The following is a 24,910-nucleotide window of genomic DNA, read 5'->3' on the forward strand; positions in this document are numbered from 1 at the left end:
TCCAGTCTCTAGTCTCCAATTCTCCAATTCTCCAATTCTCTAATTCTCTAATCACCAATTACCAATCACCAATTACCAATTACTCCACCCGCCACGTAACTCGTACCTTGTAACCCATATCACACAACGAAAGGATATAACTTACCCATGCCCACCAAACCCCGCCTCCTCACAGGTGATCGCCCCACAGGACGCCTCCACCTCGGTCACTACGTCGGCTCGCTGGAGAATCGTGTGCGACTGCAACATCAATACGAATCCTTCTTCATCATCGCGGATTTGCACACGCTCACAACGAAACCCGAACCGCAATATATCAAAGAGATTCCAACTTTCATCAAAGAGACCGTGTTGGATTATCTCGCCGTCGGCATCGACCCCGATGTCAGCACAATATTTGTCCAATCGGCGATTCCTGAAACATATCAACTGAATCTGCTCTTCGAGATGCTCGTTACCGTGCCGCGCCTCGAACGGATGCCCACACTCAAAGACATGGCACGCGACGCCAACATCGACTCGATGCCGTTCGGTCTGCTCGGTTATCCCGTGTTGCAAGCCGTGGACATTTTGCTCCCTCGCGCGCAAGTTGTCCCCGTCGGGCGCGACAACCAATCGCACGTTGAACTTGCGCGTGAAATGGCGCGTCGCTTCAACAACCTCTACGGCGAAGTCTTCCCCGAACCCGACTCGATCATCGGCGATGTCCCACTCCTCGTCGGCACAGACGGACAGGGCAAGATGAGCAAGTCCCTCAGCAACGCGATCTATCTTTCCGACGATGCCGAGGCCGTCAAACAAAAAGTGATGAACATGTACACCGATCCGAAGCGTCTCCGCGCCACCGACCCAGGAACAGTCGAAGGCAATCCTGTGTTCATCTATCACGACGCGTTCAATCCCTCCAGAGCCGAAGTGGACGATCTCAAGGAGCGTTATCGCGCTGGCAAAGTCGGCGACGTGGAAGTCAAGCAGAAACTCGCCGTCGCCATCAACAACTTCCTCGAACCGATCCGTGAGAAGCGTGCCTACTTCCTCGCGCATCCCTTAATTCCCAGCGACGTGCTCGCGCATGGCATCAGCCGTATGCAAGCCGAAGCCAAAGCGACCATGCAACTCGTCCGCGAGAAGACAGGCTTGTCCTATTCCCTCGATCTCTTCGCCGATCAAGTGGATATTTTTGGAGAATACGACAACTAAAGGTCGAAAGTCACAAGTCAAAAGTCGTCCGACCTTTGACCTTTGACTTTCGACTTGGATAAGGAAATCAACCATGCTAGTTCTAATCGACAACTACGACTCCTTCACCTACAACCTCGTCCAATACTTCGGCGAACTCGGCGCGGACATTCGCGTCTTCCGCAACGATCAGGTGACGATGAACCAACTCATCGCGCTCAATCCGAGTCACCTCGTCATCTCGCCAGGACCAGGCGAACCGATCAAAGACGACGGCATCTCCTCCGACGCCATCAAATACTTCGACGGCAAGATTCCCGTGCTCGGGGTGTGTTTAGGGCATCAGTCGCTGGGAGCAGTTTTCGGCGGGGAAGTGAAGCGGGCGTCCCGTCTCATGCACGGAAAAACATCCAAAGTGACTCACAATGGACAGGGAATCTTCAAAGGCATCCCGTCGCCGTTTGAAGCGATGCGATATCACTCGCTCGTCGTCTACGATCCCGTGCCATCCGAACTCGAAGTGACCGCTATCACGCCCGAAGAAGAAATCATGGGACTCAAACATCGTGAGCATCAAACATACGGCGTGCAGTTTCATCCCGAATCGATTCTCACCGAACATGGCAAGCAATTGCTCAAAAATTTTCTCGATCTGAATCCCGCTCCTGCCGCAAAAGGAGAACCATCCATGCTCAAACCTTTTATTGCTAAAGCCATCAATCGGGCAGACCTCACTGATGTTGAAGCCGAAGAAGCGATGAACGTCATCATGACGGGACAAGCCACGCAAGCGCAGATCGGCGCGTATCTTGTCGCGCTCCGCATGAAGGGCGAGACGATACCTGAGATCACTGGCTCTGTGCGTGCGATGCGCGCCAATGCGGTGAAGGTCAAACTCAACACGAACGAATCAATTTACGACATCGTCGGCACAGGCGGCGACGGAGCGCACACGTTCAACATCTCAACAGCCGCCGCGTTTGTGTTGGCGGGTGCAGGGAAAAAAGTTGCCAAGCATGGCAACCGCGCCGCATCGTCGCAATGCGGAAGCGCCGACGTTCTCTCCGCCCTCGGCATCAGCCTCGAACTCACGCCCGAACAGATCGCGCAAGCCATCGAGCAGATCGGCGTCGGATTTATGTTCGCCGCAAAATTTCATCCCGCCATGAAGCACGCCGTCGGTCCGCGCAAAGAGATCGGTCAGCGCACCATCTTCAACATTCTCGGTCCGCTCACGAATCCCGCTGGCGCAAACATTCAACTCACGGGCGTCTTCGATCCAAAACTCACCGAGCCTCTCGCGCAAGTCCTCAACGGACTCGGTTCCAAAGCCGCCCTCGTCATTCACGGCGCGAATCATCTCGATGAACTCAACACAACGGGCATCAATAAAATCAGTCATTTGAAAAATGGCGAAGTGCAAACATACGACTTGAATCCAAACGATCTGGGTCTTGCATCGTCAACAGTTCAAGACCTGCGCGGCGGCACGCCCGACGAAGCGGCTGTGATGATGAAAGCGATTCTCTCCAATCAATTGCAGGGCGCGCGGCGCGATGCCATCCTCCTCAACGCCGCCGCCGCGCTCGCCGCCGAGTCGGGCGATTTCAAATCCGCATTGCATGAAGCAAACGAATCACTGCAAAGCGGCAACGCCCTCAACAAACTCAACGCCTTGATTGAATATTCAAAAAGTTTTGCGCAATGAGTATTCTCGAAAAAATCATCGAGCAAAAAAAGATGGAGATAGCGGCGCTCGACGCCTCAGCCTTACGCCGCGCCGTCGACTCTTCTCCTACGCCTCGAGATTTTCTCGCCGCACTAAAGCGCCGCCGCTTCTCTCCCCGCCCCAGCCTGATCGCCGAACTCAAGCGCGCCTCGCCCTCCAAGGGACTCCTCGCCCCCCACCTCGACCTCTTCCAAGTGGCAGACCTCTACACCCAAAACGGAGCCTCCGCCATCTCTGTGTTGACCGACGAAAAATTCTTCATGGGCAATCTTGAAACTCTCCGAGAACTCCGCACTCGAAACTTGAAACTTGAAACTTCGCACGTGACACCTCTCTTGAGAAAGGATTTCATCCTCCACGAAACCCAACTCTACGAATCCAGAGTCAACGGCGCAGACGCCATCCTTCTCATCGCCGCCGCCCTGCCCGATGATTCCCTCTTCGCTGATTTACATACTCTCGCTCTTGAATTGAAATTGACAGCATTGGTTGAAGTCCACGATGAAGCCGAGACCGAACGTGCCTTGAAGATTCCCAACATCCAACTCATCGGCATCAACAACCGCAACCTCGCCACCTTCGACGTGTCGCTCGAAACGACCGAAACCCTCCGCCCGATGATTCCCCCCGATATTGCTGTTGTTGCTGAATCTGGAATCTTCACCGCCGAAGATGTTGACCGCCTGGCAAATGCAAATGTGGATGCAATCCTCGTTGGCGAAGCGTTGATTACTTCGGAGGATATTGGCGCGAAAGTGAGAGAACTTTCAGGAATGGACACGTAGGTCATGCTTGCAGCGTGACAGATAAATTAATGGAATACGTCACGTTGAAAACGCGACCTACCAATCCCGAAGGGATGAAATGATTGTAATAATGCCGTACCGAATCGCAAATCCCGAAGGGATGACAGGATTATGTCACTCCTTCGGAGTTTCAAAATCGTTTATGCCTAATTCTAGAATCATGCTACCCCTTCGGGGTTGCAATAATTCGTAACGCGACATTTATGTCGCGTTTGCAAGGAAAAGCGACACCGCGAAGCGTGTCGCAGTACAAAACCTATGACCAAAATCAAAATCTGCGGAATCAAAACATTGACCGATGCCCTCGCCGCCATCCACGCGGGAGCGGATTATTTGGGATTCAACTTCTATTCCAAAAGCCCGCGCTTTGTTGAGAAACAAAGCTGCGCTCAAATCACTGCTGTTTTGAAAAAAGAACATTCGCACATTAAACTTGTTGGCGTGTTTGTCAATTCGTCGGTGGAGGAAGTGAAGGACATTCTCGCAACCTGCTCGCTTGATCTGGCGCAACTTCACGGCGATGAAACGGTTGAGATGTTGAATGAACTCAATGGCAAAGCATTCAAAGCATTTCGTGGAATCCCTGAAAACATAATTGGCTTTGTGAGAACTGAGTCGCCCGTATTCTTGCTGGATGCTTCCGTGAAGGGCATCTACGGCGGGAGCGGAGTCACTGCCGATTGGAACGGCGCGGCGGAGTTGGCGAAGACGTATCCGCTGTTGCTGGCGGGCGGACTCACGCCTGAGAATGTCGCGGAGGCGGTGAGCCGAGTCAAACCCTGGGGCGTGGATGTGGCTTCGGGGGTCGAATCAGCCGTCGGTGCGAAAGACGCGGGGAAGATGTCCGCATTTGTGAAAGCCGTCCGAGTCGCAGAATCCAAATAGAAAGTGGAAAGTGGACGAGTCGAATTTCTACTTTCCACTTTCCAAGAGAGAAATTATGACAACACTTTTATCCCCAAAATTTGGAAAGTACGGCGGACAATTCGTCCCCGAAACGTTGATGCCCGCGTTGATCGAGTTGGAAGAGGCGTTCGTGGCGGCGAAAGCGGACGCGGCGTTTCAATCGGAGTTCAACAAATTGATGGCGTCGTTTGTCGGCAGACCTACGCCGTTGACGTATGCAAAACGATTGTCGGAAAAATTGGGCGGCGCGCAAATCTATTTGAAGCGCGAAGATTTGGCGCACACGGGCGCGCATAAAATTAACAACGCGTTGGGACAGGCATTGTTGGTGAAGCGGATGGGGAAGGGACGCATCGTGGCTGAGACAGGCGCGGGGCAACATGGAGTCGCGTCGGCGACGGCGGCGGCGTTGTTGGGATTGGAATGTGTCGTATACATGGGTTCGGTGGACATTGCGCGGCAGGAGCCGAATGTGTTTCGCATGAAGTTGTTGGGCGCGGAAGTGCGACCCGTGAACTCTGGGACAAAAACGTTGAAGGACGCGATCAACGAAGCGATACGCGATTGGGTGACGAATGTGCGCGACACACATTACTTGCTTGGCTCGGCATTGGGACCGCATCCATACCCGACCATCGTGCGTGAGTTTCAATCGGTGATTGGAACGGAAGCGCGAGAACAGATCATGATGGAAGTGGGACGCTTGCCCGATACTGTCATCGCATGTGTCGGCGGCGGCTCGAACGCGATCGGCGTCTTCAGCGGATTCGTGGACGATGAACAGGTCGAGTTGATCGGCGTCGAAGCGGGCGGAAGCGGAATCGAAACAGGCAAGCACGCGGCGCGATTCGGCGACCCGTCGAAGGGGCGCGTGGGAGTCATTCACGGCACGCGCACGTATGTGTTGCAAGATGAAGATGGTCAGATCGCGGAGACTCATTCCGTCTCGGCAGGGTTGGATTATGCGGCGGTCGGACCTGAACACGCGCTGATGCGCGATACCGAACGCGCCTTTTACACATCCGCAACGGATGCGGAAGCGTTGAGCGCATTTCAGATGTTGTGCCATACGGAGGGAATCATCCCCGCGTTGGAGTCGTCTCATGCTGTGGCAGAGGTCATCAAGCGCGCGCCGAAGATGAGGAAGGATCAGGTGATTCTGGTGAATCTTTCGGGGAGAGGGGATAAGGACTTGAATACGGTGATAAAGGAGATTGGAGTTTGAAAAGTTGATAAAATTCCTGTTGATAACGTAAAAATAATCAACGGAGGAATACACCGAGATGCTTTTACAAACTCTGCAAGCAGTTGGATATTTGACGCTACTGGCTATTCTGCTTGTTCTTTGGGGACAGGTCATTCGTCGGCGTGAACCGCGCAATTTTTGGCTGTTCTTTGCATGGGCATGGACGATGAATCTGCTGGGCAACATTGCGTGGATCGTTCATGACCTTGTCACGGGTGCGGCGTTATCCACATTTTCTCTTGTGGATGTATTCTATATCGTTCGTTACGCGCTGGTTGGGCTTGCGCTCTGGTTGTATCCAGTCGCGTTAACTCAAAAGACTTGGAAATGGGTCGGCTCAGCCGCCCTGATCACAGCCGTGCTGGTGTGGGCTTTTTATTTCCGTTCAGCGATGGCAACCAACGGCGGAGATTGGATCGGCTTTTTAGGGTTAGCCCTTTACCCAATGTTCGATGCCGTTTTAATTGTCGTTGCCTGGCAACGAGCGCGCGCTTCGCGCGAGACCATTTGGCACGGAACCGCCTGGCTTTTGTTCTGCGCTGTAACCAGTTATGGCATTGCCAACACGCTCAACCTCACCGAGTATGTTTTTCCCCCGTTATCGGGCGGCATAGTACCGAATATATTTTGGATTCTGACCGATGTATTTTTATTGGTCATGGCGTTGAGCGCGAGTTCAAGAAAAAAAGAGATTAGAGATTAGAGGTTGGTTTCGATACGGCGGACGAACGCCGCCTGCCCCTCGATAAACTCAGGATACTGCTCGACCAACGAATTTGGATGAATAAAAAAATGAATCGCTAAGAGCGCAAAGGACGCGAAGAAAACCAAAAGATTTTCTTAGCGATCTTCGCGTGCTTCGCGGTAAAGAGGAAAAATGGACCGAATCGAAACTGCCTTCAAGCACAAACCGATCTTCATGCCCTACTTCCCGCTGGGTTACCCTGACTTGGACACATCCATTGACGTGATCGAGGCGCTCGCCAATAACGGCGCGGACTTGATCGAGGTGGGGCTGTCGTTCTCTGACCCGCTCGCCGATGGACCCGTGATTCAGCACGCCACACAAATTGCGTTGGAGATGGGAATCACGGTCAAGAAGTCGCTCGAAGCGGTGAAGGAGTTACGTCAACGCGGCGTGGATATTCCGCTGATCTTGATGGGTTACTACAATCCCATGCTGGCGTATGGACTGGAGAGATTCGTCCATGATGCGGTGGAGGCAGGCGCGGATGGATTCATCGTCCCAGATTTGCCGATGGAGGAGGCGGAGGAATTTATGTCCGTTGTAGGGGCGGACGGCAGTCCGCCCCTACCGTTGATTCCCATGCTTACGCCGACCTCATCATCCGAACGTATGGAAAAAATCGCGCGCAATGCAAAAGGATTTATTTATTTAGTTTCGGTGACTGGAATAACAGGAGAAAGAAAAACAGTCGCTGAAGGATTGTCGGATTTAATTGCAAATGTCCGCCAACATACGGATATTCCTGTGTGTGTGGGATTTGGGATCAGCACGCCTGAGCAAGCGCGTGAAGTTGGTCGAATGGCGGATGGAGTCATTGTAGGAACGGCTTGTGTGAGGACAATTGGAGGAAGTGAAAGTCCCGTTGATGCGGCGAGGGAGTTGGCGAGGATGTTTCGGGAGGCTTTGCGTGAATCGGCGGGATGAAGCCCTGCCTCAGTGCGTGGAAGTCGGCTAAAAGCCGACTCGCTCGTCAGCCCGCAGGGCTTCCATGTGCTGAGCAAGCGGCTTTAGCCCTGCGGTGTTGAGGCGGCGAAACAATTTATTGCTGAGTTCCGAAGCGCATTGACCCGATAAGATAATCTTAATTTGGAATACCCCCTTCTGAAATTTTAAGGACGAACTGCAAAAAGTACATTCACGATCAGCCATTGACCATCCTGCCTGGCAAGGTGAATGTATTCCATATATTCTCCCGACGCCACTTTGACCGTTGCGATTTCCTCATAGCAATCCAAAATGGTAATTGTCCAGGTTTGTTTCTCGGCGGGCGTGTCACTTCCACCGCCTTTTGACGTGTCATCCACCATGATCTCTTTGGTGAGATGGAGCAGATATTGCTTTCCTGCCTCGTCCAAATCGATGGCGCGTTTTGCCAGCCCTTCATGCAAACAACGCCTCATTCGTTCGGCATTGGCTGAATACCAGCCAACGTAATAATCCTCCACCGCTTCGTGGATGGCTTTGATGTCCGTATCTCTTGATTGAGTGTTCATGTTTTGATCCTTTCAAAGACCTCGGCTTTATTATGACAGTCTGGCAGGTATTCTCCCTGCCAGACTGTGTTGGTATTCCACCCTGTATTACGATCAAGCCATCGTGCTTTTGCGAGGAGTCAGAAAACCCAACACCGCTGCAACGACGAACAATACCAATACGTCTCCGTATAGGTGACCCATGTTGTGCGGGCTGTCAAATGATTGCACTGCCATGATTCCGCCGTGCACCGCGCTTGACCAAACCGTGAACCAGATGAGGCTAAGATTTTTGAGCGGGTCGCGCGCGGCAAGAATCAGAAACACGCCCAGTGTGGCATATACGCCCAGGATCATTTCAAAGTAATATGAGCGTCCTTCCGTATGCCATGACCAGCCAGAAGCCCAAACCTTTGATAGAAACCAAATGCCAAAGATGAAAGCGAGTCCAAAGACCCATAGCGCAATTCGCAAATATTTGACGCGATCCGATTCGTTCATGGTGTTCTCCTTTTGAATAAAACGGTTGGATGACTGTCCGTAGCATAGCCCTCAACCTGTCCCATCGCAAAGAGACGCGTGTCCCGATTTTGTCCCGACCTTATTTATCCGTCATCAATCCCAATTTGCGCGCCAGCACGATCAACTCGCCTCGACTGTTGATCTGCAATTTCTCGTAAATACTCGAGACGTAATTACGGATGGTCTTTTCGCTCAAAACGAGTTTTTGTGAAATCTCCAAATTGGATTTGCCTTCGGCTAACAGCCGCATCACCTCACGCTCGCGGCTGGTGAGCTGGGACCAGACCTTTTCCTCCACTGAAGCCTCGCGCCTCGCTGTGGAGGATTCCCTGCCCACCTCAAGGAAGCGATAGAACTCATCCCAAAAATTTGACCATGCTGGCTCGTTCTTCATCAAGACGTGATTCTTGCTGTCCAAAATGACGAACTGTGAGCCTGGGATGTGAGCCGCAGTCTTCCGTCCCTCTTCAAACGCAACGGCTGTATCGTGTTTTGCCTGAATGACCATGGTTGGCGCCTTGATCGTTTTCGCCAGGTCGCACACATCCACCTGATTGAACATTCGCTGAACTTCCATGGCGTTGGCAGGGGATGTGGAGATGAATTGCAAATGGTTGAACCAGTCCAATTGTTCGGGGGTCCCCTCTGGAATTAAAGTCATTGTAAATACATGCCGATAGGCTGGGTTTTCATTTCCCCAACTCAACTTGAGAAGTTTGAGCCACACCTCCACCTCTTCCACCGCTTCGGGCGTGGGATTCCTTGCCAAGCCTCCTTGAAGATAACCGCCGTACAGGATCAGCCTTCGAACTCGTTCGGGATGCCTTGCCGTGTACGCCATGGATACACATCCGCCCTGCGACATGGCAAACAGATCGAACTGTTCCAACCCAGCCGCATCCACTACCGCTTCCAAATCGCTAACCAATGCCTCGAAGGAAAAATTGGTCACATTCCAATCCGAGAGACCACAGCCGCGCGGGTCATATCGGTAAAACGTATGAAACCGCGACCAGCCCTCCATCCACGCTCCCCAAACGGGACTGTTCCAGTCATACTCCAGATGACTCATCCAATTGCCGACCTTCACCAATGGCGGACCCTGCCCAACTTTGGCATAAGCAAGGCGGATCCCATCGAAGGCTGTGCAGAAACGGATTTCCTGTTTCATATGAGCTTCAGATTCTTTTTACAGGAATTAGGAAATTTTACTCCAATTATGCGCCTGTCCGATCTGCAATCCAATGGTCTGCGCCGACTTTCATTCAATGTCATCAAACTTGCTCAGGTATTCTTCATCTGATTTATCTTTTTCCCCCAAATGCTCAACTTCATATTCACGAAGCAATTTTTTCAATTCGGTCAAGGCTTCGTCGCGGCTGTTGGCGACCCTGCTATACTTGCGAAGCGCCTCAAAGACTTCGTAATGAATACCGCTGTATCCCGCGCCCGTGCCGCCAGAATGGACTCGATCCCACGCGTCGGAATACAATTGCAACAATTGGTCGTATTCATCCAATGATGTTATGGAGTTCTTTTTCTTCGATGAGTTCTGCGACATGTTCACCCTCCAGTTTTTCGAGACCCTTCATTAATTTGATCTTGAGGCGTTTGATTTCATCCTGCAATTGTTCGAATGTAGCAGGTCGAATATCAGGGTCAAAGTGGATTTCGGGGTAATTGCGCTGAAAAATATTCTTCACCAGCAAGACCTGATAGATCGTCCGCCCGCTATCCATCTTGCCGATGTCTTTCAAGACGCCTGTGTAGATTAACTTGTCGTCAATGTATAAGCCAACATAGTCGCCAGGTTTCATATCAAACTCCTTCGCGTTGAGTGGATTCTATCATAGACCAAAAGTTACCTCGGTGGTCGAGTAGTCCCGCTCGCGCTGAGCGGAGTGGCGCGTGATGTTCGCGCCACGAAGTCGAAGCGTAGCGGGACGTACCGAGACCACCATGCCGTAAAACAATTCTTGTTACAAGATTTCTTCTTGAAATTTGGTGGTTTCGATACGCTCCTCACTCCGTTCATCGCTACTCAACCACCGATGACTGGTTGAACGCCTTGATCGCCAGCCCAGCGACCACACTGCTGAACGCGTTCGACTCTTTCACTTTCTCCGCGCCAAAGAGTCTCCCCAGCATCCCCGTGAACAATGGGATATTCGACGAGCCGCCCGTTTTCACGATCGCGTCAATTTGACCGATCTCAAGTCCCGATTTGGCAACTGTATCGAGCAGAACTTTTTCCACATCCACCAGATAATGCTGAATATCGGATTCGAATTGCGAGCGGGTGTACAGTTCCCACAGCGCGATGTCTTTATCTTCGAGGGTGATGACCGTCGCGCCTTCATTAGATAGGGCGATCTTCCCTGCTTCGACTCGGTTGTAGAAAGTGAACGCCAGATCGTTGTAGATCAAATGCTCCAACGCCCTCAAGCGGACGGGCGCAACCTTTGCTTGAATGGCTTTATCTAAAATATTTTTGTTGATGGGCGTGCCCATTTCGGGGAGCGCCATCCAATCGGGGACAGCCTCGATCATCTGCATGATCTCGGGGTGATGTTTGACTTTGCCGAAACCAAAATGCGACAACATGCGCTTCTCGATGATCGCGCGGTCGAAGTCGGAGCCTGCGATGTCCACTCCGCCGCTGGCATAGACCTTACGACTCTTCGCATCGCCGAGTCGCATTACGGCGATGTCGAGCGTGCCGCCGCCGAAGTCGAAGATGACGACGTTCTGCGGCTTCGTAATGGATTGTTCGTAATCCAACGCGGCGGCGATCGGCTCCAGTTCAAAGTCCACTTCTTTGAAGCCTGCCTCATGCGCCGCCGCGCGCAACGTCTCTTGCGCTTTGGAGTCGAGTTCAGCCGACTCGGAAAATTTGACGGGGCGTCCCAACGTCACCGCCTCAATCGTTTCGCCCAACACATCTTCGGCGCGGTGCTTCAACAGACTCAAATACGTCTGCGCCAGATCACCCACGCTGTAATAACGTTCAAAGATTTGCGTGCCTTTGTAATTGTCCTTGCGCAACGCGGTCTTGAGATATTGCAACAAACGCCCAGGCTTCAACTCGTCCACGTACACAAAAATATCGCGCATGTAAAACAGATCCGCGCCGCGATATTCGATCTCGCCCGCCCATTGCTTCACATACCGCCGCTGACGATTGACGTTATCGCGGTAATACGTCTCCACCGCCTCCTGCCCGAGATACGCGCGATACTCTTTCGTGATGTACAACACGGTCTTGATGACTTCAGGCAAAACATTTTTCGGGTCAACAGGCAACACGCGGACTCGTTGCCCATCGTAGACTGCGACTCCCGAATTGGATGTGCCGAAGTCAATTCCGACTTTGAGACTCATGACGACACGCTCCGCGTCTTTCCCCCGTCAGCTTGGATCAGCCCGATGGAGAGGATCCAAGCCTCGGCTGAGATCGAACCGCTTCCCGTCATGGAATCCGCTTCGAGGAGTTGGAGACGCCCCGTCGCATCCAGCACGATGATCGAATCCGAATCCTTGACCGATGCCGCGCCCACAAAACGGACTCCCTGCTCAAGCCGCGAGGGGGGAATCAACGCTTGTCCTTTTGCGGCGGACGATTTGGATGTCTCGATGCTTTTGCTTTCGCGGTGAATCACTTTGCCCGTTTGCGTGACGAAGAGCAGTGAGTCGTCGGCGCGCGTGATGAACGACGCGATGACATAATCGGTGGCGGCGAGGCGGACGCGCTCCTCGGTGGCGTACGAGAGGTCGTCCACGTCGAAAGCGATGACCTTGCCTTCGTATGTGACGAAGACCGCGCGATCATTTTTGTGCGAGAGCGTGAGATCAAATGGCTGGTCGGATTTTTGTATCGCGCCTTTGCCGATGTAATGATTGCCGAGAATGGACTGCGCCATGGAGGTCATCGTTTTCTTGGCGCAACCGCGGCGGCTGATTTGGAGGAAGAAATCGGAGAGGGGCAGGCGCGAGAACGGCGTGATGCAAGCGAGCAGTTCGCCCGCGCGCGGCTCATCGGGCAACGCGGCTTGACTCCACTCCCACGCGCCGCCGACTTTGATGAGCGGAATGTCGCTCACTTTATATGTGCTGACCCGACCCGATGTGTACAGCAACAACGCTTCTTCATTCGATGGGACGGCGAGGATGCGCGGCGGCTCATGGTCGTTGGACATGTCGCTCGTGATGCGACCGAGTTCTTTTACATCCGAGTTTAATTCGAGGCGGAGGATCCGTCCCTGCGCGTTGTAGATCAACAAATTTTGCGTTGCCGCTTCGACAGGTTGCGCGGGGAGTTCGACCAGCGCGCCTTCGTCCACGCCGAACCGCCGCTTGATGAGGTCGAGTTGATATTCGAGATGGGCGATGCGCTTCTGATACTCCTCCACGCGCGTGCCGTTCTGTAAGGCGATATTCTCCGCCAGCAGTTCTTCGTCCCGTTCGCTCAACTCGCGCAAACGCCTGGCGATCAGCCGCACAATCGTCACCGCGGACTCGGGTCGCGCCTCGGCTTCTTTCATCCATTCTTCGATTTTGTTTGATAACGACATGGTGGGATTCCTCGAACCAAAAATTATACTGTAGACTTCTTGCACAAGTAATTGTAGGGCGGGTTTTTAACCCGCCAATTGCTGTACATCAGAAGAACGTCAGGCTACAAGCCTGACCTACGATTGACTGACCTTCACGGAAAAACCGTGATAAAAAGATTCAATCCGTGGTTTCCGTGAAATCCGTGTACAAGAAACGACTCTTGACGCAATTACTTCATTAGCATAGAATACTGCCCAACATGCTTAAGTCAGCCCGCTGGTTTGCGTACTTTTATTTTTACGGTTTCCGAGACTCGGTTGCCGTTGGTGGCGCTTAAGTAGACAGAAAGTAACTCTGTTCACGCAAAGAGCGAGACCACACGGTCTCGCTCTTTTATTTTATTCGCAGCGCGAGATACGATCTCGCGTTGCACAAGGAGCCATGTATGCCCACACGCGGAATCCGAGGCGCGATCACTGTCGCCGCAGACGAACCAGACCTCATCCTCGAAGCGACGCGGGAATTGCTCACTGCGATTCTCGCGTCTAACGAAGGGATGATCCCCGAAGACATCGCCAGCGCGCTCTTTACCGTCACCGACGATCTCGTCTCCACGTTCCCCGCAGAGGGGGCGCGGCAGATCGGCTGGGGACTCGTCCCGATGATGTGCGCGCGCGAAATCCCCGTGCCAAACAGCCTGCCGCGAGTGATTCGGGTTTTAATCCAATGGAATACCGATGTGCCTCAAAATGAAATCACCCACGTCTATCTGCGTGACGCGGTGAAACTGAGACCCGATCTGGTTGCGGCTCAATGAACAAGTCAAATGTCGAAAGTCACAAGTCGCTTGACCTTTGACCTAAGACTTTCGACCAGAAATTCATCCTTCATAATTCATCATTCACCCTTTAGGAGAAACCACCATGATCATCGTAATGAAACCGCACTACACCCCGCAACAACTCGAAGGAGTTGTGAACGTCATCAAACAACACGGGCTGACGCCGCACATCACCTACGGAGTCGAAACCGCCATCGTCGCCGCGGTGGGCGAGTTCCACATCCCGTCGCTCGACCCGTTTGAAATTCTCGATGGAGTTGAATCAGTGAAACGAATCTCGCAACCGTTCAAACTTGGCTCGCGGCAAGTGCATCCTGAAAATTCTGTGTTCCCGATCGACGGCTTCAGCGTCGGCGGAGACGACATTGTGATCATCGCAGGTCCGTGCGCGGTGGAGTCGAAGAGTCAAATTTTGGAGACAGCCCACGCGGTGAGAGAAGCGGGCGCGAACGCGTTGCGCGGCGGAGTCTTCAAACCGCGCACGTCGCCGTATGCGTTTCAAGGACTCGGCGAAGAGGGACTCGAATATCTTGCCGAGGCGCGCGAGCAAACGGGCATGCCTATCGTCGTCGAGATCATGTCGCAGGTGCAACTCGATCTCATGCTGAACTATGTGGATGTCTTTCAAGTGGGCGCTCGCAACATGCAAAATTTCAATCTGTTGCGTATGCTCGGCGAAACGCGCAAAAGTGTTTTGCTCAAACGCGGTCTCAGCGCCACCATCGAAGAACTGCTCATGTCTGCCGAATACATTCTCGCGGGCGGCAACAAGCAGGTCATCCTGTGCGAGCGCGGCATCCGCACGTTCGAAACGTCCACGCGCAACACGACCGACATCAACGCGATCCCTGTGTTGAAAAATCTAACGCATCTGCCCGTCATCCTCGATCCGTCGCACGCCACAGGTCATTACGATTACGTCGCGCCCATCGCGCGCGCGGGCATTGCGGCGGGCGCCGACGGCATCATCGTCGAAGTCCATCCCGATCCCGCGAAAGCCGTCTCCGATGGCAAGCAATCGCTCAAGCCCGAAAAATTCGCCGAGATGGTCAAACAAGTGAAAGCCATCGCCGAAGTGATGGGACGCCGCATCGCGCCCATCGAAAAGCCTGCGACTGTGGGCTGGTGATCCATGGAGGATGGCTTTTCGCTCGAAGATTCTGCGATTGGGATTCTTGGATTGGGACTCATGGGCGGCTCGCTGGCGATGAGTCTCAAAGGGAAATGCGCCCGCCTGATCGGATTCGACACGCATCTTCCCACGGTTGAGCTTGCGCTCGCCGTAGGGATCGTTGACCACGCTTCGAGCGACTTGTCCTCCATGTCGCAACTGGATGTCTTGATCCTGGCAACGCCTGTGAATGTGATGGTAGACATCCTTCCAAAACTGCCATCCTTCATTACACAATCCTGCATCGTGATGGATGTGGGTTCGACAAAAAAATTGATCGTCGAATCCATGGATCAACTGCCCGAAAACTTTGAGATCATCGGCGCGCACCCGATCTGCGGCAAGGAAAAACTCGGCTTGGAAAACGCCGACGCCCATCTATACCGAAACGCGCCGTTCGTCATCACGCCATCGGAGCGGACCACGCCAAAATCGAGATCTGCGGCTCGACAAATAATTTCAACCGTTGGCGCGAATTGTATTGAAATGTCTGCCGAAGCGCACGACCGCATTCTGGCGTTTACAAGCCATTTGCCCTTCCTGCTCTCTTCGGCTCTGGTTAACACACTGCCCGAAGAATTCGCCGCATTGATCGGACCAGGCTTCCGCTCCAACTCGCGCCTTGCAGACACGCCATCGCGCATGATGATCGGCATACTGCAATCGAATCGTGAAAATGTTTTGAGCGCGATCCAGTCGTTTCGCGCATCGCTAACGGAACTCGAAGAAAATTTGCAGAACGAAAACTACTTTCAGATGGAAGAATTGTTGAATAAGTCGCGGTTTGCTTATCAAGAGATAACCCACAAATCTCCACTCTCCACTCTCTAATCCTCCAATCTCTATTCTCTAATCCTCTACTCTCTACTCCTCAATGCGCATCACTCCCATCTCCCATCCCCTCAACGCCAGCGTCCGCGTCCCTGGCTCCAAGTCGCTGACGAATCGCGCCTTGCTCATCGCGGCTCTTGCAAACGGCAGAACAAAATTAACCAACGCGTTATTCTCGGACGATTCAAACTATTTTGCGAAAGCATTACAAGAATTGGGCTTTGACGTTCAACTCGACGAAACAAACTCCGAAATGACCGTGCAAGGTCTCGGCGGAAAAATCCCCGCGCCCAACGCCGAACTCTTCATCGGCAATGCGGGCACCGCCGCAAGATTCCTCTCCGCGTTTCTGACGCTCGGTCACGGCGAGTATGTTTTAAATGGAGAGCCGCGCATGCGCGAACGCCCGATTCATGATTTGGTTCATGCTTTGACTCAATTAGGAGCAAACATTACCACTGCGGACGATAAACCCTGGGCTATGAACTTTCGTCCATCTTCCGTGGATAGTAGTCAGGTATTCCTTCCCGTCAAAATCACCGCAGACGGTCTGCGCGGCGGCAAAACCAAAATCGCGGGCGACATCTCCTCCCAATTCCTCTCCGCCCTCCTCATGGTCGCCCCATACGCCGAATCTCCCATCGAAATCGAACTCACCACCGAACTGAATTCAAAGCCCTACGTGGATATGACCATAGCCATCATGCAAGACTTCGGAGTTGAAGTTCAACGAAACGATTACCGATCCTTCACTGTACCAATTACTAAATACCAATCTCCAATCTCCAGTCTCCAGTCTCCAATCTCCAACACCCAATTCTCCAATTCTCCAATTCTCTCTTCCTATCCTATTGAATCCGACGCCTCCGCCGCCTCCTACTTCTTCGCCGCGCCAGCCATCTGCGGAGGAACCGTCAAAGTGGAGAACATCTCGCGCAACTCCGTGCAAGGCGACATCAAATTTCTCGATGTTCTCGCGCAGATGGGATGCACTGTGACCGAAACTGATCACTGCTTACTGGTCACTGGTCACTCCGAACTTCGCGGCATTGACATTGACCTCCGCGACCTCCCCGACACCGCCCAAACCCTCGCGGCGATCGCGCCTTTTGCGACTTCGCCAACTCGAATCCGCGGCATCGCCTCCGCCCGCCACAAAGAAACGGATCGCGTCCACGCCACCTGCGCCGAACTCGCCCGCCTCGGCGTCCAAGTGGACGAACACGAAGACGGCATGACGATCTACCCGTGCCAAACTTTCCAGCCTGCCACCATCCAAACCTACAACGACCACCGCATGGCAATGGCATTCTCCCTCATCGGCTTGGTTTTCGATGGTGTCACGATTGAAAACCCAAATTGTGTTTCCAAAACCTTTCCAAACTTTTTTGAGGTTCTCAAACAATTATCGTAGACAGGTAAACAAGTACACAGGTAGACACGTAAACAAGTAACTTGTATCCCGTAACTCGTACCCATGATTTCACCCCTCATCCCTCATCCTTCATCCTTCCATCTTGGTTTGATCGGCTACCCGTTAAGCCATTCGTTATCGCCAACTATTCATGCCGCCGCATTAAAGGCTTGCAACTTACAGGGCGACTACTCTCTCTTCCCAATTGCACCCGACGACAAACAAGGATTGAAAGACCTCCTCGCCCGCCTCCGCACAGGCGAACTACACGGACTCAACGTCACCATCCCACACAAACAAAACGTGATCGAGTTTCTCGATGAGCTGACTCCCACAGCCAAAGCCATCGGCGCGGTCAACACCATTTACCTGAAAGAATCCAAACTCATCGGCGATAACACCGATGCGGCTGGATTTTTGACGGATTTGAGAAAATTCCTCGCAGAATCCCCCTCTCCCTTTGGGAGAGGGGCAGGGGTGAGGGAAAAATCGGCAATCGTCTTAGGCGCAGGCGGCTCAGCGCGAGCGGTTGTTTACGCGTTACTGAATGACGGTTGGAACGTAACCATCTCCGCCCGCCGCATCGAACAAGCGCAAGAACTTGCGATCTCATTCCCCAATTACCAATTACCAATTACTAATTACGCCAATCTCCAGTCTCTAGTCTCTAATCTCTCTCTTCTCGTAAACACCACTCCATTGGGCATGACCCCAACCATTGACCAATCTCCCCTCCCCGAAAATCTGTCACTGCCTTCCAACGCTTTCATTTATGATCTAGTGTATAACCCAAGAGAAACAAAATTGGTTAGAGAAGCCCGCCAACAAGGACTTCGCGCCGCCACAGGACTTGGTATGCTCATCGAACAAGCCGCGCTGTCTTTTGAACTATGGACAGGTTGCATACCTTCCAGAGAAATACTCCATCAATCAGTCGAATCATAATTCTTTCCTCTTTCGTCTTTCCTCACTTCACTGATTACTGTTCACTGATAACTAATCACTGCTCACTGACTTTCCACTTTCCACTCGGAGCCCCTCATGCCCCTACGCTTCCTCACCGCAGGCGAATCACACGGACCCTCGCTCACCGCTATCCTCGACGGTATGCCTGCTGGACTTCCTCTCGCGCCTGACATCATCAACAAAGAATTGACTCGCCGCCAACAAGGGTACGGCTCAGGCGGGCGGATGAAAATTGAAAAAGACACTGTGCAGATCCTCGGCGGCGTGATGGCGGGAGAAACCACAGGCGCGCCGATTGCCATGCTCGTCGAAAATGCCGATCACATTAAATGGAAGGGTAAAGCCGTCGAGCCGATGACGAGTCCGCGCCCTGGGCATGCGGATCTAACAGGCGCGGTCAAATATGGCTACAAAGATTTACGTCCCGCGCTCGAACGCGCCTCCGCGAGAGAGACGACCATGCGCGTCGCGGTCGGCGCGGTATGCAAACATTTTCTTGCGCAGTTTGGTATCGTCGTCGGCGGATACGTTTCATCCATCGGCGAAACTCAAGCAGACTTCGGCGACATGCCTTATGAAGAACGCTTCCAGCTTGCGGAAGAGTCCGATGTGCGTTGCCCAGACCCCACGTCCGCGCAGAGGATGCGGGATGAAATCGAAAAAGCGATACACGGAAAAAACACGCTGGGAGGAATCCTTGAGATCGTCGCGTTGAATCTTCCTGTTGGTCTGGGAAGTTTCGTTCAATGGGACAAACGCCTCGAAGCGAAACTTGCCATGGCGATCATGTCTGTGCAAGCCATCAAAGGTGTCGAAGTCGGCGACGCGTTCGAAAACGCCAAACGACTTGGCACACAAGCCCACGACGCGATCAACCTTCAACCTTCGACCTTTGACCTTCGACGTTTGACCAACAGGGCAGGCGGCACCGAAGGCGGAATCTCCAACGGACAGCCGATCATCATCCGCGCCGCGATGAAACCGATTGCCACGACTCTCATACCGCAACATACCGTTGACCTCGCTCTCGGCGAAAATGCTCCCACTAAATATGAACGCTCCGATTTTTGCCCCGTGCCTCGCGCTGTTCCGATCTTGGAAGCGATGGTCGCGTTCGTGCTGGCGGATGCGCTCCTCGAAAAACTCGGCGGCGACTCGATGAACGAGATCAAACCGCGTTTTGAATCGTTGCGCAAAGCAACACTTGACGATTTGCAAATGGATAATACTCCGCACGTGTTTTGGGAGTGAGGGTGTAAACATGGAAACAGGTAAACAGGTATACACGTAGACATGTTAGCCCTCATGGATGTAAATGCTTTCTGTGTTGCATTTGCGATTCTCGTCTTAGTTCTCATTGGGATATGGCTGAAATGGAAAGATCCTTTTCGAGTCCTCTTCTCTTTTGTGTTTGGCGTCTATATCATTAATGTCGTCAGTGTTGTTGTATTTCCGTTTCCAATCGGATACGCCGTATCCGACTTCAAGCCGAACATCAATCTTATTCCGTTTGATTTTGGTTATTGCGACCCGCGCGGACTGGAACTTTGTATTCGGGAAATCTATCAGAACATCCTGCTTACCATTCCGTTCGGCTTTGGCGTCAACTTTATCGCCCGCATCAAGCCAAAGAACATTTTTTGGCTGGCGCTGGTTGTCGGCTTTACGTTTGAGTTTGTCCAACTCGTTATCTCTCTCTTATTGCGTAGTCCCTTCCGCGCCGTAGACATCAACGACCTCATCCTCAACGCCATTGGAGTTTTACTTGGCTATGGCATCTTCCGCATTTTTGGAGCGATTTATCTCTACGTCATTCAAAAAATTCAGAGCCAACCTCGCCACATCTTTGCCTATGTCCATGATATAGTCTGCCAGCATAACCACTGATAACTGCTCACTGTTCACTCGCAACTCCCTACTTTCTATTTACCATGACCCACATCTTCCTCTACGGACCACCCGCCACAGGCAAAACCACGATCGGAGAAATCCTTTCGCGGAATCTCAAACTTCCATTCATTGACCTCGACCGCGTCATCGAATCGAAGGCGGGCATGTCCATTCCGCAGATCATGGAGGGGCAGGGCGAGTCGGCGTTTCGTGATTTGGAATCGTCGGCGTTGAGGGAGATCACCCTCACCCCTAACCCCTCTCCCACTGGGAGAGGGGAATCGGTGGTTGCCCTCGGCGGCGGCGCGTTGTTGCGCGATGAAAATCGTCAACACGTGGAGAGCAGTGGCAAGATTGTTTTGCTCACGGCAGAGTTGGATACGCTTCTCGCAAGACTCAACGAAGATTCAAACAAACGTCCATTGCTTGTGGGTGATTTGAAATCGAAACTCAAGTCGTTGCTTGAAAATCGCCGCGAGCATTATGATTCGTTCACGTTGAAACTCGATGTTGACGATCAATCCGCTGAGCAGATCGCGCACCGCGCGCAAATTATGTTGGGTCGCCATCATCTCTCTGCGATGGGTGAGTATGATGTTCGGGTTGGACAAATTGGAAATTTGCGCAGTATTGCGTACGGAAGCCTCATCGTCACCGACGAAAATGTTGCCAAACATCATCTCGATAAAATCAACATCGAAAGATCAATCATCATCCCTGCGGGCGAGGAACATAAAAATCTTGAAACCGTCTCCCGTTTATGGAAAGCCTTTCTCGAATACGGACTCGACCGCAAAAGTACGGTCGTTGCCCTCGGCGGCGGCGTGATCGGCGACCTCGCTGGCTTTGCCGCGTCCACGTACATGCGCGGCATTGATTGGATCGCCGTGCCGACGACTCTGCTCGCCATGGTGGATGCTTCAATTGGAGGCAAAACTGGATTCGACTTGCCCGAGGGAAAAAACCTAATCGGTTCTTTTCACCCTCCCAAACTGGTTCTGGCTGACCCCAGCCTTTTGCTCACCCTCAGCGACCGCGACCTGCGCTCTGGCATGGCGGAGGTTGTCAAGCACGGGATCATTGCCGACCCCGAGTTGTTTGCATTGTGTTCAAATGGAATGGATTGGGTAAAGAATAATCTCGAAGAGATCGTCAAACGCGCGATGGCGGTGAAGATAAATATTATCGAAGAGGATCCGTACGAAAAAGGAATCCGCGCGGCGCTGAATCTCGGTCACACAGTGGGACATGCGGTGGAACTCGTCAGCGGATTCAAGTTGAGTCACGGCGAGTCCGTTGCGATTGGGATGGTCGCTGAGGCGGCGTACGCTGTCAGGGTTGGCGTGGCAGGTCGAGGGTCGGATGAAGCGATTGAGTCCACGTTGTCAAATTTGGGGTTGCCGACTCGCATCCCCGACGAGATGCCGCGCGAGGAGATCATCCGCGCGATGAGGGTAGATAAGAAGAAGAGCGCGAAGTCCATCCGCTTTGCGTTGCCTGTTGAGATCGGCAGGGTGGAGTTGGTGGATGTAACGAATGTGGATGAAGTTTTGTAACGCGACATTTATGTCGCCTTTGCAATGCGCGACATGAATGTCGCGTTACGGAGTCAACATGAAAATCTTAATCTTGCATGGACCAAACTTGAATTTGCTGGGAACACGCGAGCCTGACGTGTACGGCTCGATGACTCTTGATGACATCAACGCGAAGTTGATCGAGTTGGGAAAAGAGTTGGGCGCGGAAGTGAAATGTTTGCAATCGAATCACGAAGGCGAGTTGATCGACGCATTACACGACGCGCGGACGTGGGCAAGCGGCGTGGTGTTTAATCCTGGCGGGTACACACACACATCGGTCGCGTTGCGCGATGCGATCAGCGCGATTCAGATCCCCGTCATCGAAGCGCATCTCTCGAATGTGTACGCGCGTGAAGAGTTTCGTCACACATCGTTGATCTCGGCTGTCTGCAAAGGGAAAATTACAGGGCTGGGATGGAAATCGTACGCGCTCGCGTTGCGCGCGTTGGTGGAGAAATAAAGACAAGCCTCAAAATGCGCCGCCGTATGTCTGTTCGCTCGCAGTGCAACTGCGAGCGGGATGCGCGATTTGCCAAGCAAATCGAATTGCATCCCCAATAGGAACTTTATATTTTTACGAACCCTTGGCAGACTTCGCGGGTCAAAAAATGGGACGAACAAAAAACGGGACAGCCGATTCGGCCGTCCCGTCGAGGGTGAAGCGGGTTGAATTATGAATCCGACGGCGGTTTGAAGATCAGGAAGACCGCGTTGATGAGAATGCCCAACACAGCCGCAGTCGCAATGGCGGGCAATCCGCTGGGGAAAATGCCGGGGATGGTGATCGGAAGGAATCCGCCGGGGTATCCGATATTCCCGCCGATGCCCACGATCATGATGACCGCGCCGATGGCGAGGTTGCGCGGGCTGAACAGGCTGACCTTATTCTCTTGAATGAGCGCGATGCCTTGCATACCGATCACGCCGAAGAGATAGATCGCCAACCCGCCGCTCACCGCCAGCGGAACGGATGCCACAAGCGCCTGCAATTTTCCGACAAAGCCGAGCAGGATGGCAATGACGCCAGCCGCGATCAACGCGGGCCCGGAGTAGTTGCGGGTAATCGCCATGAGCGAGTTGTTCTCGCCGTAGTTGGTGCCGGCGGTGGCGCCCATCAGACCGTTCAAGAAATCGCCGACGCCGTCGAAGACCAGGTTGTAACCGATGTAATTGTCGAGTTTAATCTTTTCGCGGCCCGATTCTTCAGCGAAGCGGTCTACGTAGAGGCTCATCTGATATAGATGCGCGGTCGACTCGGGGATGGTGGCGATCGCCATGATCGAAATACTGATGACGGCGGTCAGGAACAATTCGCCGCTGAACGATGGGAAGGTGATGTTGGGCATCGCGAATAACGGCGCGGCGCCGATTGCCGCCGTGTTGGCGGAACCCGGATCCACGATCATCGAGAAGACGTACCCGAAAATGCCGCCCAGCAAAATGGGAAGCATTCCGATGAACCCTCTGCCCTGCAAATAGACCGAGAGCATAATCGTCACGATTAGGGTAACAAAGGAAACCGTGAAGTTGGCGCTTGCCATTTGCCCCAGCGCGGCGAACGCCAGACCGAAACCGATGATCGCCGCGACCGAACCCGTGACGATGGGCGGCAAGATCATGTCAAATTTATCCTTCCCCACACCGCGGATGATAAAACCGACCAGGATGTTCAACAAACCGGTCACCACGATGCCAGCCTGCATGGTGCTGATGACCTCGTTGGGAACCGGCACGCCGAACTGAGGCGCGGAGCCGGTCATGGCTGTCGCGATGCCGATATACGCGGCAATATACGCGAAACTTGAACCGTAGAAAAGCGGGATGAAGTTGCCGATGCCGCGCCGCGATAACACCAGCGCGACGATCGTCGAAATTCCCGAAGCGAGCAGGACGGTGCTCACATGGAACCCGCATAACGCGGCAACCAGCACCGTCGCGGGGAACATCGTCAACACGTGCTGAAAGCCCAATAGAATAGTCTGCCCCATCGGGGGCGTATCGTTGGGCATGTAGCCGATCACATTACTTTTAGCCATTGCAGTTCTCCTCTTGTTGATGGGTTGGTCTTGCCATGCTTATTTAATTGCGATCGTAAATATCAACCCCTCGCACCTCCAAATAAAAAGTCGCCAGCGGCTTTTGCATGGCGACAACATACGCGGTAGACGAACTCATGGCAATGAGCGTGTTCCTCATGAGATCAAATTCCGGCAACCCGACTACTCTCATCTTACCCTTCATAACCCTCGAATTCAGGTGGGGATACGCCGATTTGGGATTGAACCCCGCTTCTTTCCGGACCTCAGCCTGCCTCGGCATGGACGCCTTTCTCTCCCGTTGACGCTCGCATCGTCACTGTGCTACACTACCCCGTGTAGCGGACGCTCTCTAACGTCCGCTCTACTATCCGTATTGCCAGCAATCCTCGAGGAGATTCTTTCCATGCAACTCAAAGGCAACGTCACCATCAAAGCGCCGCGCAAAAAAGTGTGGGATTTCCTCACCGACCCGAATCAACTGGGTCAGTGCGTGCCGGGCATCGAAAAAGTGGAAGAGATCGAGAAACTCAAAAAATATCGCGGTGTTGTTTCGGTGGGGCTGGGCTCCGTCAAAGCGAAATTCAACGGCGATGTGGACATTCTCGAACTGGACGAGCCAAACTTTGCCAAACTCAAAGCGCATGGCAACGCCACAGGAAGCACAGCCGATGCCGTCAGCGAAATGAAAATGTCCGACGCGCCCGACGATTGCACCCTCGTCGAATGGACGGCGGATGTCAACGTCTCTGGTCAACTGGCGAGTTTGGTCTCAAGGTTGATGTTGCCTGTATCGCAAAAACTGGCGGGATTGTTCTATGATGAAGTGAAGAGAAGGGTTGAGGATCATTAACTCACCTTACGCAGTACGGCAAGATTTATCTTGCCACTCTCTACCGTACATTTGCACCGCTAAGTGTCGCCATGGCGCCATGCGACACCCGCAAAGAACGCAAAGAAAACCTTTTTAACTTGGCGACCTTAGCGTGCTTTGCGGTAAAAATCTTCTCATGTATGGT

25 protein-coding genes are annotated in these 24,910 nt (G+C 52.9%); 17 read left to right on the forward strand and 8 right to left on the reverse strand.

From position 1 onward, the window contains the following. Positions 1-147 precede the first annotated feature (147 nt). From trpS to IPM31_06340, 7 genes are all read left to right on the forward strand, one after another. The gene (trpS, locus tag IPM31_06310; GenBank protein ID MBK9006591.1) at positions 148-1,200 is read left to right on the forward strand and encodes a tryptophan--tRNA ligase; all 1,053 of its coding nucleotides are present in this window, start codon (positions 148-150) and stop codon (positions 1,198-1,200) included. A 73-nt stretch (positions 1,201-1,273) separates the two neighbouring features. Next, positions 1,274-2,887 carry an anthranilate phosphoribosyltransferase gene (gene trpD / locus IPM31_06315; protein ID MBK9006592.1) on the forward strand — a complete coding sequence of 538 codons (1,614 nt, stop codon included), beginning with the start codon at positions 1,274-1,276 and terminating at the stop codon, positions 2,885-2,887. Further along, positions 2,884-3,693: an indole-3-glycerol phosphate synthase TrpC gene (gene trpC / locus IPM31_06320; protein ID MBK9006593.1), complete on the forward strand. Its 810-nt coding sequence runs from the start codon at positions 2,884-2,886 to the stop codon at positions 3,691-3,693. The genes trpD and trpC overlap by 4 nt, the downstream gene beginning before the upstream one ends. 279 nt (positions 3,694-3,972) lie before the next feature. Further along, on the forward strand, positions 3,973-4,599 hold the full coding sequence (locus IPM31_06325) for a phosphoribosylanthranilate isomerase (protein MBK9006594.1): 627 nt from the start codon (positions 3,973-3,975) through the stop codon (positions 4,597-4,599). A gap of 55 nt (positions 4,600-4,654) precedes the next feature. After that, the gene (gene trpB / locus IPM31_06330; protein ID MBK9006595.1) at positions 4,655-5,845 is read left to right on the forward strand and encodes a tryptophan synthase subunit beta; all 1,191 of its coding nucleotides are present in this window, start codon (positions 4,655-4,657) and stop codon (positions 5,843-5,845) included. Between the two features lie 58 nt (positions 5,846-5,903). Then, positions 5,904-6,569, forward strand: a complete 666-nt coding sequence (locus tag IPM31_06335) for a hypothetical protein (GenBank protein MBK9006596.1) — start codon at positions 5,904-5,906, stop codon at positions 6,567-6,569. Between the two features lie 174 nt (positions 6,570-6,743). Next, entirely contained in the window at positions 6,744-7,538 is a 795-nt protein-coding gene (locus IPM31_06340) for a tryptophan synthase subunit alpha (GenBank protein ID MBK9006597.1), read from the forward strand. 185 nt (positions 7,539-7,723) lie between these two features. Here IPM31_06340 and IPM31_06345 read toward each other — a convergent pair whose 3' ends face one another. From IPM31_06345 to IPM31_06375, 7 genes are all read right to left on the reverse strand, one after another. Next, positions 7,724-8,107, reverse strand: coding sequence for a nuclear transport factor 2 family protein (locus IPM31_06345; GenBank protein MBK9006598.1), 384 nt, complete (start codon positions 8,105-8,107; stop codon positions 7,724-7,726). A gap of 93 nt (positions 8,108-8,200) precedes the next feature. Beyond that, positions 8,201-8,587, reverse strand: a complete 387-nt coding sequence (locus IPM31_06350) for a hypothetical protein (GenBank protein ID MBK9006599.1) — start codon at positions 8,585-8,587, stop codon at positions 8,201-8,203. Positions 8,588-8,687: 100 nt separating this feature from the next. Next, complete coding sequence (locus tag IPM31_06355) at positions 8,688-9,779, reverse strand: alpha/beta fold hydrolase (GenBank protein ID MBK9006600.1); 1,092 nt, start codon at positions 9,777-9,779, stop codon at positions 8,688-8,690. 90 nt (positions 9,780-9,869) lie between these two features. Further along, entirely contained in the window at positions 9,870-10,127 is a 258-nt protein-coding gene (locus tag IPM31_06360) for a hypothetical protein (GenBank protein ID MBK9006601.1), read from the reverse strand. Next, positions 10,120-10,425, reverse strand: a complete 306-nt coding sequence (locus IPM31_06365) for a hypothetical protein (GenBank protein ID MBK9006602.1) — start codon at positions 10,423-10,425, stop codon at positions 10,120-10,122. The genes IPM31_06360 and IPM31_06365 overlap by 8 nt, the downstream gene beginning before the upstream one ends. Positions 10,426-10,645: 220 nt before the next feature. Further along, positions 10,646-11,989: an Hsp70 family protein gene (locus tag IPM31_06370; protein ID MBK9006603.1), complete on the reverse strand. Its 1,344-nt coding sequence runs from the start codon at positions 11,987-11,989 to the stop codon at positions 10,646-10,648. After that, positions 11,986-13,179 carry a hypothetical protein gene (locus IPM31_06375; GenBank protein ID MBK9006604.1) on the reverse strand — a complete coding sequence of 398 codons (1,194 nt, stop codon included), beginning with the start codon at positions 13,177-13,179 and terminating at the stop codon, positions 11,986-11,988. Before IPM31_06375 ends, IPM31_06370 begins: the two co-directional genes overlap by 4 nt. A 428-nt stretch (positions 13,180-13,607) precedes the next feature. Here IPM31_06375 and aroH point away from each other — a divergent pair, with 428 nt between their 5' ends. The 9 genes from aroH (at position 13,608) to aroQ (ending at position 22,315) form a co-directional block, all read left to right on the forward strand. After that, positions 13,608-13,979 (forward strand): chorismate mutase, encoded by a 372-nt coding sequence (gene aroH, locus IPM31_06380; GenBank protein MBK9006605.1) that lies wholly within the window; start codon positions 13,608-13,610, stop codon positions 13,977-13,979. A gap of 106 nt (positions 13,980-14,085) precedes the next feature. Next, a complete protein-coding gene (aroF, locus tag IPM31_06385) occupies positions 14,086-15,132 on the forward strand; it encodes a 3-deoxy-7-phosphoheptulonate synthase (protein ID MBK9006606.1) in 1,047 nt (348 codons plus the stop codon). A gap of 3 nt (positions 15,133-15,135) precedes the next feature. Beyond that, positions 15,136-16,005, forward strand: coding sequence for a prephenate dehydrogenase/arogenate dehydrogenase family protein (locus IPM31_06390; protein ID MBK9006607.1), 870 nt, complete (start codon positions 15,136-15,138; stop codon positions 16,003-16,005). Between the two features lie 43 nt (positions 16,006-16,048). Beyond that, the gene (aroA, locus tag IPM31_06395) at positions 16,049-17,419 is read left to right on the forward strand and encodes a 3-phosphoshikimate 1-carboxyvinyltransferase (GenBank protein ID MBK9006608.1); all 1,371 of its coding nucleotides are present in this window, start codon (positions 16,049-16,051) and stop codon (positions 17,417-17,419) included. Positions 17,420-17,482: 63 nt separating this feature from the next. Further along, a complete protein-coding gene (gene aroE, locus IPM31_06400; protein ID MBK9006609.1) occupies positions 17,483-18,364 on the forward strand; it encodes a shikimate dehydrogenase in 882 nt (293 codons plus the stop codon). A 96-nt stretch (positions 18,365-18,460) separates the two neighbouring features. Continuing rightward, on the forward strand, positions 18,461-19,636 hold the full coding sequence (aroC, locus tag IPM31_06405; protein ID MBK9006610.1) for a chorismate synthase: 1,176 nt from the start codon (positions 18,461-18,463) through the stop codon (positions 19,634-19,636). A 42-nt stretch (positions 19,637-19,678) separates the two neighbouring features. After that, complete coding sequence (locus tag IPM31_06410; protein ID MBK9006611.1) at positions 19,679-20,272, forward strand: VanZ family protein; 594 nt, start codon at positions 19,679-19,681, stop codon at positions 20,270-20,272. 44 nt (positions 20,273-20,316) lie between these two features. Next, a complete protein-coding gene (aroB, locus tag IPM31_06415) occupies positions 20,317-21,831 on the forward strand; it encodes a 3-dehydroquinate synthase (protein MBK9006612.1) in 1,515 nt (504 codons plus the stop codon). Between the two features lie 58 nt (positions 21,832-21,889). Further along, positions 21,890-22,315, forward strand: a complete 426-nt coding sequence (gene aroQ / locus IPM31_06420) for a type II 3-dehydroquinate dehydratase (protein MBK9006613.1) — start codon at positions 21,890-21,892, stop codon at positions 22,313-22,315. 211 nt (positions 22,316-22,526) lie between these two features. Here the strand turns inward: aroQ and IPM31_06425 are convergent, their stop codons facing one another. Continuing rightward, positions 22,527-23,891: a xanthine permease gene (locus tag IPM31_06425; protein MBK9006614.1), complete on the reverse strand. Its 1,365-nt coding sequence runs from the start codon at positions 23,889-23,891 to the stop codon at positions 22,527-22,529. A 376-nt stretch (positions 23,892-24,267) separates the two neighbouring features. Here IPM31_06425 and IPM31_06430 point away from each other — a divergent pair, with 376 nt between their 5' ends. Then, on the forward strand, positions 24,268-24,744 hold the full coding sequence (locus IPM31_06430) for a carbon monoxide dehydrogenase subunit G (GenBank protein ID MBK9006615.1): 477 nt from the start codon (positions 24,268-24,270) through the stop codon (positions 24,742-24,744). Positions 24,745-24,910 lie beyond the last annotated feature (166 nt).

Source organism: Candidatus Defluviilinea gracilis, from assembly GCA_016716235.1.
Classification (GTDB): domain Bacteria; phylum Chloroflexota; class Anaerolineae; order Anaerolineales; family Villigracilaceae; genus Defluviilinea; species Defluviilinea gracilis.

What these genes read in the sequence shown, in the direction of transcription:
- trpS (MBK9006591.1), top strand. Translation starts at nt 148, where the DNA reads ATGCCCACCAAACCCCGCCTCCTCACAGGTGATCGCCCCACAGGACGC.
- trpD (MBK9006592.1), top strand. Translation starts at nt 1,274, where the DNA reads ATGCTAGTTCTAATCGACAACTACGACTCCTTCACCTACAACCTCGTC.
- trpC (MBK9006593.1), top strand. Translation starts at nt 2,884, where the DNA reads ATGAGTATTCTCGAAAAAATCATCGAGCAAAAAAAGATGGAGATAGCG.
- IPM31_06325 (MBK9006594.1), top strand. Translation starts at nt 3,973, where the DNA reads ATGACCAAAATCAAAATCTGCGGAATCAAAACATTGACCGATGCCCTC.
- trpB (MBK9006595.1), top strand. Translation starts at nt 4,655, where the DNA reads ATGACAACACTTTTATCCCCAAAATTTGGAAAGTACGGCGGACAATTC.
- IPM31_06335 (MBK9006596.1), top strand. Translation starts at nt 5,904, where the DNA reads ATGCTTTTACAAACTCTGCAAGCAGTTGGATATTTGACGCTACTGGCT.
- IPM31_06340 (MBK9006597.1), top strand. Translation starts at nt 6,744, where the DNA reads ATGGACCGAATCGAAACTGCCTTCAAGCACAAACCGATCTTCATGCCC.
- IPM31_06345 (MBK9006598.1), bottom strand. Translation starts at nt 8,107, where the DNA reads ATGAACACTCAATCAAGAGATACGGACATCAAAGCCATCCACGAAGCG.
- IPM31_06350 (MBK9006599.1), bottom strand. Translation starts at nt 8,587, where the DNA reads ATGAACGAATCGGATCGCGTCAAATATTTGCGAATTGCGCTATGGGTC.
- IPM31_06355 (MBK9006600.1), bottom strand. Translation starts at nt 9,779, where the DNA reads ATGAAACAGGAAATCCGTTTCTGCACAGCCTTCGATGGGATCCGCCTT.
- IPM31_06365 (MBK9006602.1), bottom strand. Translation starts at nt 10,425, where the DNA reads ATGAAACCTGGCGACTATGTTGGCTTATACATTGACGACAAGTTAATC.
- IPM31_06370 (MBK9006603.1), bottom strand. Translation starts at nt 11,989, where the DNA reads ATGAGTCTCAAAGTCGGAATTGACTTCGGCACATCCAATTCGGGAGTC.
- IPM31_06375 (MBK9006604.1), bottom strand. Translation starts at nt 13,179, where the DNA reads ATGTCGTTATCAAACAAAATCGAAGAATGGATGAAAGAAGCCGAGGCG.
- aroH (MBK9006605.1), top strand. Translation starts at nt 13,608, where the DNA reads ATGCCCACACGCGGAATCCGAGGCGCGATCACTGTCGCCGCAGACGAA.
- aroF (MBK9006606.1), top strand. Translation starts at nt 14,086, where the DNA reads ATGATCATCGTAATGAAACCGCACTACACCCCGCAACAACTCGAAGGA.
- IPM31_06390 (MBK9006607.1), top strand. Translation starts at nt 15,136, where the DNA reads ATGGAGGATGGCTTTTCGCTCGAAGATTCTGCGATTGGGATTCTTGGA.
- aroA (MBK9006608.1), top strand. Translation starts at nt 16,049, where the DNA reads ATGCGCATCACTCCCATCTCCCATCCCCTCAACGCCAGCGTCCGCGTC.
- aroE (MBK9006609.1), top strand. Translation starts at nt 17,483, where the DNA reads ATGATTTCACCCCTCATCCCTCATCCTTCATCCTTCCATCTTGGTTTG.
- aroC (MBK9006610.1), top strand. Translation starts at nt 18,461, where the DNA reads ATGCCCCTACGCTTCCTCACCGCAGGCGAATCACACGGACCCTCGCTC.
- IPM31_06410 (MBK9006611.1), top strand. Translation starts at nt 19,679, where the DNA reads ATGTTAGCCCTCATGGATGTAAATGCTTTCTGTGTTGCATTTGCGATT.
- aroB (MBK9006612.1), top strand. Translation starts at nt 20,317, where the DNA reads ATGACCCACATCTTCCTCTACGGACCACCCGCCACAGGCAAAACCACG.
- aroQ (MBK9006613.1), top strand. Translation starts at nt 21,890, where the DNA reads ATGAAAATCTTAATCTTGCATGGACCAAACTTGAATTTGCTGGGAACA.
- IPM31_06425 (MBK9006614.1), bottom strand. Translation starts at nt 23,891, where the DNA reads ATGGCTAAAAGTAATGTGATCGGCTACATGCCCAACGATACGCCCCCG.